The organism is Nonomuraea sp. NPDC003201, assembly GCF_053590415.1.
This window is the reverse complement of the sequence record NZ_JBSFTC010000337.1, coordinates 1-11240: the sequence shown is the minus strand read 5'-3', so window position 1 is coordinate 11240 and position 11240 is coordinate 1. Positions and strand designations below refer to the sequence as shown.

Annotated in this window: 10 protein-coding genes; 7 read left to right on the top strand and 3 right to left on the bottom strand. The window is 69.8% G+C overall.

Going from position 1 to position 11240, the window contains the following annotated elements; translation table 11 throughout:
• Positions 1–118 precede the first annotated feature (118 nt).
• Positions 119–931: a hypothetical protein gene (locus tag ACWDX9_RS52750; RefSeq protein WP_449969530.1), complete on the bottom strand. Its 813-nt coding sequence runs from the start codon at positions 929–931 to the stop codon at positions 119–121.
• 319 nt (positions 932–1250) lie between these two features.
• Between ACWDX9_RS52750 and sucC the strand changes: the two genes are divergently transcribed.
• The 3 genes from sucC to ACWDX9_RS52735 all read left to right on the top strand — a co-directional run bounded on the left by sucC (position 1251) and on the right by ACWDX9_RS52735 (position 5232).
• A complete protein-coding gene (sucC, locus tag ACWDX9_RS52745) occupies positions 1251–2432 on the top strand; it encodes an ADP-forming succinate--CoA ligase subunit beta (protein ID WP_363962282.1) in 1182 nt (393 codons plus the stop codon).
• Positions 2433–2435: 3 nt separating this feature from the next.
• Positions 2436–3311 (top strand): succinate--CoA ligase subunit alpha, encoded by an 876-nt coding sequence (gene sucD, locus ACWDX9_RS52740; RefSeq protein WP_350731199.1) that lies wholly within the window; start codon positions 2436–2438, stop codon positions 3309–3311.
• 295 nt (positions 3312–3606) lie between these two features.
• On the top strand, positions 3607–5232 hold the full coding sequence (locus tag ACWDX9_RS52735; RefSeq protein ID WP_449969528.1) for a cell division protein PerM: 1626 nt from the start codon (positions 3607–3609) through the stop codon (positions 5230–5232).
• Positions 5233–5244: 12 nt separating this feature from the next.
• Here the strand turns inward: ACWDX9_RS52735 and ACWDX9_RS52730 are convergent, their stop codons facing one another.
• Entirely contained in the window at positions 5245–5664 is a 420-nt protein-coding gene (locus ACWDX9_RS52730) for a hypothetical protein (protein ID WP_449969526.1), read from the bottom strand.
• Positions 5665–5738: 74 nt separating this feature from the next.
• On the opposite strand from ACWDX9_RS52730, the gene purN reads away from it, so the two are divergent.
• The 3 genes from purN (at position 5739) to ACWDX9_RS52715 (ending at position 8925) form a co-directional block, all read left to right on the top strand.
• Positions 5739–6368: a phosphoribosylglycinamide formyltransferase gene (purN, locus tag ACWDX9_RS52725; RefSeq protein WP_449969524.1), complete on the top strand. Its 630-nt coding sequence runs from the start codon at positions 5739–5741 to the stop codon at positions 6366–6368.
• Positions 6365–7903: a bifunctional phosphoribosylaminoimidazolecarboxamide formyltransferase/IMP cyclohydrolase gene (purH, locus tag ACWDX9_RS52720; RefSeq protein ID WP_449969522.1), complete on the top strand. Its 1539-nt coding sequence runs from the start codon at positions 6365–6367 to the stop codon at positions 7901–7903. The genes purN and purH overlap by 4 nt, the downstream gene beginning before the upstream one ends.
• 845 nt (positions 7904–8748) lie before the next feature.
• Positions 8749–8925, top strand: a complete 177-nt coding sequence (locus tag ACWDX9_RS52715) for a hypothetical protein (protein WP_449969520.1) — start codon at positions 8749–8751, stop codon at positions 8923–8925.
• 211 nt (positions 8926–9136) lie between these two features.
• Here ACWDX9_RS52715 and ACWDX9_RS52710 read toward each other — a convergent pair whose 3' ends face one another.
• Complete coding sequence (locus ACWDX9_RS52710; RefSeq protein WP_449969517.1) at positions 9137–10048, bottom strand: ROK family protein; 912 nt, start codon at positions 10046–10048, stop codon at positions 9137–9139.
• A 299-nt stretch (positions 10049–10347) separates the two neighbouring features.
• On the opposite strand from ACWDX9_RS52710, the gene ACWDX9_RS52705 reads away from it, so the two are divergent.
• Positions 10348–11240 (top strand): bifunctional methylenetetrahydrofolate dehydrogenase/methenyltetrahydrofolate cyclohydrolase (locus tag ACWDX9_RS52705; protein ID WP_449969514.1); only part of this gene is annotated, 893 nt, incomplete at its 3' end.

The window sequence follows — 11240 nt, the reverse complement described above, 5'->3', positions numbered from 1 at the left end:
GCGGCGGTGACCAGCGCCGTGGCGGCCACCGCCGCCGCCAGAACTCGCTTCATGCGCATCCTTAGAGAGGAGAAAGCCTCCTCCCACCCAGCGGGCGGAAGGAGGCGGAGAGGGCTGCTCAGTTGGCGAGCGAGTTCAGGGAGTTGTTCGGGATCTCCTGCGGAACGTCGCTGTCCTCACCGAGGTCGTCCACGTCGACCCACAGGTCCTTGGCCGGAGCCTTGATCTTGACCTTGGAGCCCCACCCGAGGTAGCGGGTCTCGGTCTCGGAGCGGGTCTTGCCCAGGACGCCGAAGTCCAGGCTCCAGCCCGAGGTGAGCGTGGTGACCAGGCCCTTGGAGTTGACCTTCAGCGCGTAGTCAATCTTGATCTTGCCGATCGTGCCGGACAGCTTCTGACCGTAGGCCTTGGCCAGTTCGCTGTACGTGAGGGCGCCCTTGTACGTGCCGCCCTTGAAGCTCTTGGCACGCGACACCAGCGTCTTCAGCACCTTCGGCTCGAAGATGTCGAGGATCTGGTTGTAGGTGCCGCCGGTCGCCTCGCCACCGCCGTAGCGAACCCACTTCTTGCCCTCGGGCAGGTCCTCGGTGAACAGCCCGCCCTGAACGTAGCTGTAGCCGCCGACCGTGATGATGCGCGGCGGGGCGAGCGCGGCCGCAAGGCTCTTGTCCTTGCTGGGCCTGCGGGTCCGGACATCGCTCGCGACGATTCCGGACTTGCTGAACTCGAAAGAGCCGAGCGTCGTGCTGACCCCGACGCTCTTGCCGTCCACGGACATCCGGGTCTTCTCGGAGATCCGTACACCGTGCCCCGCGACGAACTGCTTCTTGAGCGCCTTCACCGGGTCCACCGGCGCGGCCTGCGCGGCAGGTGTGGCGGTAACGAGCGCTGCGGCCGTGGTTAACGCCAAGCCCGCGAGAATTCGCTTCATACGATTTCCCCGTTCGATTCAAAAGGAGAGGGAGCAGAAGCCTGCCAATAGAAGATCACGACCCTATATCGACAGCCCGGGCACGCGATGCCAAAACGGTGCATTTTTCGTGCAGGGTCCGTCCTGGAGAAGTGAGATGACCGTCACAGAGCGGAAGAACCATGCCCCCATGACCTGGGCAGGTCAAGCTTCGGGCTAGGCTTTACCGGCGGAAACGCCCGGCACGCACGGGGTTGCCCGGGCCGTCGAACATCAGTCGGAAAAGCAGGGCGCGAACCCGACAGAGGGTGAGCGACCAAACGGAAGAGGACGGACCCTCGTGGACCTGTTCGAACATCAGGCGAAGGAACTCTTCGCCGACTACGGCATCCCGGTGCCACGCGGCATCGTCGCACACAACGTGGAGGAGGCGCGGTCGGCCGCCGAGGAGCTGACCGGCCGCGTTGTCGTCAAGGCCCAGGTCAAGACCGGTGGCCGAGGCAAAGCCGGAGGCGTCAAGGTGGCCGACGACGCGGCCGACGCCGTGACGAAGGCCGAAGCCATCCTCGGCATGGACATCAAGGGCCACACGGTCCACAAGGTCCTCGTCGAGGAGGCCAGCGCGATCGCGGAGGAGTACTACTTCTCCTTCCTGCTCGACCGCGCGAACCGTACCTTCCTCGCCATCTGCTCCGCCGCGGGCGGTATGGACATCGAAGAGGTCGCGCACACCGCGCCCGAGAAGGTCGCCAAGGTGCCGGTCTCGGCGCTGACCGGCATCGACCGCGCGAAGGCCCGCGAGATCGCGGTGGCCGGCGGCCTGCCGGAGAAGGCGCTCGACGGCGCCGCCGACCTCATCGAGAAGCTCTGGTGCTGCTTCGTCGACGAGGACGCCACGCTCGTCGAGGTCAACCCCATGATCCTGTCGGCCGACGGCCAGGTAAAGGCCCTCGACGGCAAGGTCACGCTCGACGACAACGCCGGCTTCCGCCAGACCGACCACGAGGCGCTCGCCGACAAGGCCGCCGAGGACCCGCTCGAGGCCAAGGCCAAGGAGAAGGACCTCAACTACGTCAAGCTCGACGGCGACGTCGGCATCATCGGCAACGGCGCGGGCCTGGTCATGTCCACGCTCGACGTGGTGGCCTACGCGGGCGAGCAGTTCCCCGGCAAGCCGTCCCCCGCGAACTTCCTCGACATCGGCGGCGGCGCCTCGGCCGAGGTCATGGCCGCGGGCCTGGAGATCATCCTCTCCGACCCGAGCGTCAAGTCGATCTTCGTGAACGTCTTCGGCGGCATCACCGCCTGCGACGCCGTCGCCAACGGCATCGTCTCGGCGTTCAAGCTGCTGGAGAGCCGCGGCGAGGCCGTGACCCACCCGCTCGTGGTCCGCCTCGACGGCAACAACGCCCAGCTCGGGCGGCAGATCCTGGCCGACGCCGCGCTCCCGCGGGTCGAGCTGGTAGACACGATGGACGACGCGGCCAAGCGTGCCGCCGAGCTCGCTGCGGTAGGTGCGTGACCCATGGCCATCTGGTTGACTGAGAACAGCAAGATCATCGTTCAGGGCATGACCGGTGGCGAGGGCACCAAGCACACCCGCCGCATGCTCGCCTCCGGCGCCCGCGTCGTCGGCGGCGTGAACGCCCGCAAGGCCGGCATCACGCACGAGGGCCTGCCGGTGTTCGGGACGGTCAAGGACGCCATGGAGAAGACCGGCGCCGACGTGTCGGTCGTGTTCGTGCCGCCGGCGTTCACCAAGGACGCGGTCATCGAGGCCATCGACGCCGAGATCCCGCTGTGCGTGGTGATCACCGAGGGCGTCCCGGTCCACGACAGCACCGCGTTCTGGGCGTACGCCGTCTCCAAGGGCAACAAGACCCGCATCATCGGCCCCAACTGCCCCGGCATCGCCTCCCCCGGTGCCTCCAACGCGGGCATCATCCCGGCCGACATCACCACCGCGGGCCGCATCGGCCTGGTCTCGAAGTCGGGCACGCTGACGTACCAGCTGATGTACGAGCTGCGTGACTTCGGCTTCTCGACCGCTGTGGGCATCGGTGGCGACCCCGTCATCGGCACGACCCACATCGACGCGCTCCAGGCGTTCCAGGAGGACCCGGGCACCGACGCGATCGTCATGATCGGCGAGATCGGCGGTGACGCCGAGGAGCGGGCGGCCGCCTACATCGAGCAGCACGTCACCAAGCCGGTCGTGGCCTACGTCGCGGGCTTCACCGCCCCCGAGGGCAAGACCATGGGCCACGCCGGCGCCATCGTGTCGGGCTCCGCGGGCACCGCCCAGGCCAAGAAGGAGGCCCTGGAGAAGGTCGGCGTCCGCGTCGGCAAGACCCCCTCCGAGACCGCCCGCCTCATGCGCGAGATCATGCAGGCGCGCTGATCAACGGGTTTCCGTTTTCCGAAAGCCCCGTGCGGTCCTCACCGCACGGGGCTTTCCCCTCCCCATCTTTTACGCTTACGGCGGGCGACCCACCCGCCGCACGTGGCCGGCCCCTGTCCAGGGAGACGGTCACGAGGTGCGCGGGGCCGGCCGCCGTTACGCCGCCCCGTGGGCCGTTTCCGTGGCCGGTCCGGGGCTCGGGGGACAAATCGGGTGTAGTTCGACGTCACAAAGTGGGTGGACGGCGGCGCGTCAACCAAGCGCCGGTCGGGAAACCTTGAGAAAATCGCCTACTGTGACGGCGATTCTCGACCAGTTGCGTGCTGCCCCCCGGTCGATGCTGGGCAAGCTCCCCGGGAGCTCGGGCGACGACGACGAGACGAGGCGGCCGCTACCCGTTTCCGGGATGCTGGCCGCCGCCGCCACGCTGGGCGTCGGGCTGGCCGCGCTCACCACGCTCACCCTCGTCGGCTGGATCGCCGCGCCGCGCGGCACGCTGGGCACGGGGCTGCCGGGGGTGTTCCGCACGGCGGCGCAGCTCTGGCTGGCCGCGCACCACGCCGGGTTCGCGATCCAGGGCGGGCGGGTCGGGCTGCTGCCGCTGGGGCTGATCATGCTGCCCGCCGTGCTCCTCTACCGCGCCGGGCGGTGGATGGCCCGCGACGCCGACCTGCGGCTGCGGCTGCCTGCCCGGCTGCCGAAGAACAGCCCCAAGGAGCAGGCCGGGGCCCGTCGCCGCGCCCAGCTCGCCGTGGTCGTCCAGGCGGGGGTGTCGCTGGCGGCGCCGTACGCGCTGCTCGCGGGGTTGATCGCGCTCGCGGCGAGCAACGAGATCACGCAGCCGTTCATCGGTGAGGCCCTGCTCAGCCACTTCGTGCTGGCGTTCCTGGCGGGGTCGCTGGCCACGGCGCGGATGATCGGGCCCTGGCGGGTGATGCTGCGGCTGCTGCCCGAGCGGGTGCGCGCGCTCACCGTCGGCACGGCGGTCGCCACGGCGTTGCTGCTCGTGGCCGGGCTCGCGCTGGTGCTGGTCGCCATCGTGCTGAACTTCGGGCAGGTCAAGGAGCTGTCCGACGTGCTCTCGCCGGGGCTCGTCGGCGGCGTGCTGCTGTTGCTGCTGCAGCTCCTCTACCTGCTGAACGCCGTCGTCTGGGCCTCCTCTTATATCGCCGGGCCCGGGTTCGCGATCGGCGCCGAGACCCTGGTCGCGCCCACGGGGGTGCAGCTCGGCACGGTGCCGAGCCTGCCGCTGCTGGGGGCGTTGCCGGAGAGCGGGCCCGTGCCGGGGTGGATGATGGCGGTGGTCGCGGTGCCGTTCGCGGCGGGGGCCGTCGCGGGGGTCATGGTGGCCCGGATCTCGCCGTCGCCCTCCTACGAGGCGGCGCCGCTGTGGGGGTTCCTCAGCGGGGTCGTCACCGGGCTCGTGGCGGGACTGCTGGCGGCACTGTCCGGCGGGCCCATCGGCGGCGGGCGGCTGGCCACGATCGGGCCCTCGCCCTGGGAGGTGGCGCTCTCCGTCGCGGTGGAGGTCGGCGTGGCCGCGGGCATCTCCGCCGGCGTGGCCAACCTGCTGCTGCTCAACAAGCGCGCCCGCACGCCGCTCGACAAGGCGGCCGCCCCCGTACGCAAGGCCGGGGCCGCCATCGCCAAGGCGGCGAGCAAGGTCGGCCTGGCCGAGTCGGACCCACGCCCGCTGCCCGGCCACTGGATGGACGCCACCGAGGCCGACACTCAGGAGATCCCGGTCATCCGGGACGACTGGCAGGACGAGCACGCTTCAGCCGAGGCCGAGACACTGGCCCAGGCCCGCCCGCGCCTGCCGCAGCCCGACCGCCCGCCCCGCAAGGACATCGTGGACGAGTCGGACGACCGCGGCGGCCACGTCATCTACCTCGACCCGTACGCCTGGGACCGCGACTGACCCGCGTCCGGCTCAGGGCTGCACGGTGCCGAGCAACTGCAGCACGTCGGCGGGCAGCTTGCGCTGGGCCGCGTCCCTGAACTGCGTGAAGCACTCACCCTGCGCCGAAACGGTCCCCGCGCCCTTCATGCACTCCTGGTAGGCCGAGTATTCGTCCATCAGGTACAGCTGCATCCCCGTGGCCATGGCCGACAGCGCCAGCGCGATCGAGGAGATCGTGATGCCGCCGACGGCGATGCCTGTGGACCGGCCCGCGGACTTCAGCAGCGGCAGCGCCCGGATCCCCGCCACGAGCGCGAACAGCGCCATGACCAGGCCCGCGAGCGGCAACATGAACGTCATGGCCAGCGCTGCGATGGACAACCAGATCGCTCGGCGACCCGCCGAATCGGCGGGCTGCTGGCCTGCCGGTGCCTGCACCGGTGTCGACACCTGACCTCCTCTGCGTCGCCGGACGAGGAACCGATATTCTGACACCCCCACCCTGTTTCCTTATTGGAGTGTGCGTGTCTAAGGCTGGGCGGCTCGTCGTCCTCGTTTCCGGCTCTGGAACCAACCTACAGGCCCTGCTGGACGCTTCCGCCGACCCGTCGTACGGGGTTCGGGTGGTCGCGGTCGGCGCGGACAGGGATGGGATCGAAGGGCTGGCCAGGGCAACGAGGGCACAAGTCCCAACTTTTGTTGAAAAATTGGGCGATTATGCGACGCGGGCGGAATGGGATTCCGCCATCGCGGCCAGAATCGCCGCGTACGAGCCTGACCTGGTGGTGTCGGCGGGTTTCATGAAAATTCTGGGGCCACCGACCCTCGACGCCTTTCCCGTGCTGAACACGCACCCGGCACTGCTGCCGTCGTTCCCCGGCGCGCACGGCGTGCGGGACGCGCTCGTCCACGGGGTCAAGGTGACCGGCTGCACGGTGATGCTGGCCGACTCCGGCGTCGACACCGGTCCGATCGTCGCCCAGGAGGCGGTGTCCGTGCTCCCGGACGACGACGAGGCGGTCCTGCACGAGCGCATCAAGACCGTCGAGCGGCGCCTGCTCGTCGAGATCGTCGGCCGGATGGCTCGCGAGGGCTGGACGGTCAGCGGACGCCAGGTCCGCATCGGCAACCTAACAGGAGGGGAATCCACGTGACACGCATCGCCATCCGGCGCGCGCTGATCGCTGTTTACGACAAGTCCGGGCTCGAGGAGCTGGCCAGAGCCCTCGACGGCGCCGGGGTGGAGATCGTCTCGACCGGTGGCACGGCCGCCGCGATCTCGTCGTTCGGGATCCCGGTGACCAAGGTCGAGCAGCTCACCGGGTTCCCGGAGTGCCTGGACGGGCGGGTCAAGACGCTGCACCCGCGCGTGCACGCCGGCCTGCTGGCCGACGTCACCAAGCCGCACCACGTGTCCCAGCTGGAGGAGCTGGAGATCGACCCGTTCCAGCTGGTCGTGGTCAACCTCTACCCGTTCCAGGAGACGGTGGCCTCCGGCGCGTCCGACGAGGAGTGCGTCGAGCAGATCGACATCGGCGGGCCCGCCATGATCCGCGGCGCCGCCAAGAACCACAACACCTGCGCCGTCGTGGTCGACCCCGGGTTCTACGGTGACGTGCTCAACGCGCTGACCGAGGGCGGCTTCACGCTGGCCGAGCGCAGGGGGCTGGCGGGCATCGCGTACGCGCACACGGCCTCGTACGACGTGGCGGTGGCCAACTGGTTCGCGCGGACGTACGGGGAGGATCGGTTCCCGGCCTTCACGGGGGCGACGTACGAGCGCAAGGCCACGCTGCGCTACGGCGAGAACCCGCACCAGAGCGCCGCCCTCTACACGGCCGGCACGAGCGGGCTGGCCAACGCCGAGCAGCTGCACGGCAAGGAGATGTCGTACAACAACTACCTCGACTCCGACGCCGCCTGGCGGGCCGCCTGGGACTTCAGCGAGCCGTGCGTGGCCATCATCAAGCACCAGAACCCGTGCGGCATCGCCATCGGCGCCGACGTGGCCGAGGCGCACCGCAAGGCGCACGCGTGCGACCCCGTCTCGGCGTACGGCGGCGTGATCGCCGTCAACCGCGAGGTCACGGCCGAGCTGGCCGGGCAGATCGCCGACATCTTCACCGAGGTCGTCATTGCGCCGTCCTACGCGGCGGAGGCGCTGGAGGTCCTGCGGGCCAAGAAGAACCTGCGCCTGCTGGAATGCCCGGAGGGGCCGTCGCGGCAGGTGGAGCTCCGCGAGATCGACGGCGGCGTCCTGGCGCAGTCCGTGGACAAGGTGGACGCGCCCGGCGACTCGGCCGCGCAGTGGGAGCTCAAGACCGGCACCCCGGCCTCGCCCGAGCAGCTGGCGGACCTGGAGTTCGCCTGGCGCGCCTGCCGCTCGGTGAAGTCCAACGCCATCCTGCTGGCCAGCGACGGGGCGACGGTGGGCGTGGGCATGGGCCAGGTCAACCGGGTCGACTCGTGCCGCCTGGCGGTCTCCAGGGCGGGCGAGCGCGCGGAGGGTGCGGTCGCGGCCTCGGACGCGTACTTCCCGTTCCCGGACGGGGCACAGGTGCTGATCGACGCGGGTGTCCGGTTCATCGTGGAGCCCGGCGGCTCAATCCGGGACGAACTAGTCATCGAGGCCGCCGAAAAGGCCGGCATCACCCTCTACTTCACCGGCACCCGCCACTTCTTCCACTAACCCACCCCCAGCGACCCGCACCTTCGCCACTTCCAGGGCCAGAGCCCCTCTGGCCCTCCCCACACCCCGGTGGCCGTGCACGGCCACCACAACCCCCGGCCCCGACCAACGCGCACGCCCACCTCCGGCAACCCGAACCGCCACACCGCCCAAGGCACCTTTGCCACGCACGATGGGCCACCGCGCCCTCAGCCCCCAACCGGCGGAAGCCGTCGTTTTCGCTCGGGGCTTTGGTGGGGTGCAGCGGGACGTGCCGTTTCGCTCGTGGGACGTCCATTGGGCACGACAGCAGACCGTCGTTTCGCTCGGGGGTCCGTTGGGCGCGTCGGAGGACCACCGTGCCGTCTGGGGCGTTGGTCGGGGGCTGTCGTGCCGCCTGTGGGTTCGTCGGGTGCGGCAGGGAAGAGGCCGTGTCGCTCGGGGTGCGTTCGCTGAGTGAGGCGGGGGCCGCTGTTTCGCTCAGGGGCGCTTGCCGTGCATACCAGCGGGCCACGGGGTGTGAGGACGCTTGTCGTGCAATGCGCGGGGCTGTGCTGCGCTGCCGCATGCGGTAGGGGAGCACCGCGTTGCTCAGGACGTGGTAATCGCTGTGTCGCTTCGGTGGGGATCGCAGTGCCACTCAGGGCGGGACGATCGGCATGTGAGGGGCGCCTGATTTGGTCGCCGCGTACGAGCCGGTGTCCCGGCGCTCATTGCGTGATGATCGTCCGATGGCGTCTCAATAGTCCGCTAAAGAGTGGCATAGACGATCATGTTGTCGTTTGGCCGTTTTATGGGCGAGCACACGCCGGCTGCGGTTACCCTGAGTGCCCACCCCTAGCTCGCCCGATCCCCCGGAGCCCCTCTTGCTCGAGTTGATCCTGCAGGTCTTCGTCACCATGAACGGCATCGCCACCAGCCCCTTCGTTCTCCTGGTGCTCGCCCTGATCGGGGCCTACCTCGGCAGCCGCGTGGTGGAGATCATCCCGATCACCCGCCGGATCATCGAACGCCGCGAAGCCCAGGCAGTCGAACGCGAGTAACCCACCGCTCCACCCCCACGGGCTGAACACGGTCGGCGCTCCGACGCTGCTTCCCCGGATGGCCCCCGCCCCGGAGAGCGAGCTTCGCTGGAGCCGAGGTCGATGCCCCCAAGGCGTCCTTCATCCAGCGCGGCTCGCTCACCAGAACCAGCGCCTCCTGCCGGTACGCCATCGGTCGATCGCGTACCGGCAGGAGGCGTTCAAAAGCCGCCTAACGGTCCATAGACGCCAAACGGGCTGCTCCCGCCAGGGCTGCGTCCACGCCAAGGGTGCTCTGATGGACCTGCACCGCCCGGACGAACGCCAGCCCGGCCACGTCATCGAGGATGCGCTCCAGCGGATCGAACAGCACCTTCCCGGCCGCCGACACGCCACCCCCGATGACCACCGTGGTGATCTCGACCGCGGCCGCCGTGGAGGCGATCATTCCGGCCAGCGCCCGCGCGCCGCGTTCGAACGCCGCCACCGCGACCGGATCGCCCGCGGCCGCGTCCCTGGCGAGCGCTCGGGCGTCCGCCTTCTCCTCCGATCCATCGAGGGCAGGGGACCAGCCGTTGTCCAAGGCCCAGCGGGCGAGGTTGGGTCCGCTGGCGTAGCGCTCGACGCAGCCCCGGCCGCCGCACTCGCACCGCTCGCCGTTGGGGTCGATGGACATGTGGCCGACATGTCCGGCATTTCCGGTTAGTCCCAGGAGTGGCATGCCGTCGATCACCAGTCCGCCGCCGATCCCGGTGGACACGACGATGCCGAGCAGGGACGTACTGGCGCGTCCCGCTCCCAGCCAGTGCTCGCCGAGCGCGAAGCACTGCGCGTCGCCGGCGAGCACGGTGGGCAGCCCTGTCAGCTTCCGCACCTCCTCGCGCAAGGGGAATCCGCGCCAGCTGGGCATGTTCACCGGGCTCACCGTTCCGGCGGTCAGGTCCAGCGGTCCGGCGCATCCGATCCCGACGGCTTCCGGCGGCGGGCCGCCCTCGGTCACTTCCGTGATGAGGGCCGCCAGGGCGGACATGACGTCCGTACGCGGCGTGGGCCGCGTGCCGGAACGCAACACGGAACCTTCCTCGTCCACCAGTGCGGCGGCGAGCTTGGTCCCTCCGATGTCGATGGCAAGTACGTAGTTCATCAATGTTTGTGGTGGTTGTCGGGCTGGCGGGGATCGCCAGGGTGTTCGAGTCCGGGCACGAGTTCGACCTTCTTGGCGCGCGTGTTGCTGGCGCCCGCAACACTAAGCCCTTCCAAGATCAATGACAACGATGTCAACGATTGCCTGTGGATAACTGGGGCCGGCTGCCTGGAGTCTGTGGATAACTTGTGGATATCGCGCCCCCGGCCCCAGGCCGACCGTGCTGTCGGGGCAAGGGCGGGTGGCTGCTGTTGGGAGTGGCGTGTTGAGGGCGTGAGGGGACGTGGAAGGATTGCCGCATGAGCGCAGTGAAACTCGACGGCAAGGCGACCGCCGCCAAGATAAAGGCAGACCTCACGACCCGAGTGGCCGCGCTCAAGGAACGCGGCATCACGCCCGGCCTGGGCACCGTTCTCGTGGGTGACGACCCCGGCAGCCAGATCTACGTCGCGGGCAAGCACCGCGACTGCGCCGAGGTGGGCATCGCCTCCATCCGCGTCGACCTCCCGGCGACCGCCACCCAGGCCCAGGTCGAGGCGGCCATCGACGAGCTCAACGCCTCACCCGAGTGCACCGGCTACATCGTCCAGCTCCCCCTCCCCAAGCACCTCGACGCGATGGCCCTGCTCGAGCGCATGGACCCGGCCAAGGACGCCGACGGCCTCCACCCGATCAACCTGGGCCGCCTCGTCCACATGGTCGACGCCCCGCTCCCGTGCACCCCGTACGGCATCGTGCTGCTCCTGCAGGAGTACGGCGTGCCGATCAAGGGCGCCGAGGTGGCCGTGGTCGGGCGCGGCATCACGGTGGGCCGTTCGCTCGGCCTCCTGCTCACCCGCCGCAGCGAGAACGCCACCGTGACCCTCTGCCACACCGGCACCCAGGACCTGGCCGGACACGTTCGCCGGGCGGACATCGTGGTGGCGGCGGCGGGCGTACCCGGCCTGATCACCCGTGACATGGTCAAGCCCGGCGCGGCCGTCCTCGACGTGGGGGTCTCCCGCGTCAACGGCAAGATCGCCGGTGACGTGGCGCTCGACGTGGCGGAGGTCGCGGGGTTCCTGACGCCCAACCCGGGCGGCGTCGGGCCCATGACCCGCGCCCTCCGCCACGTCGAGCGCCACGTCACCGGCGATCTTGCCGTTGACGCGGGAGACCCCCACGTCGAGGACGGCCGCGCCGGGCTTGACCA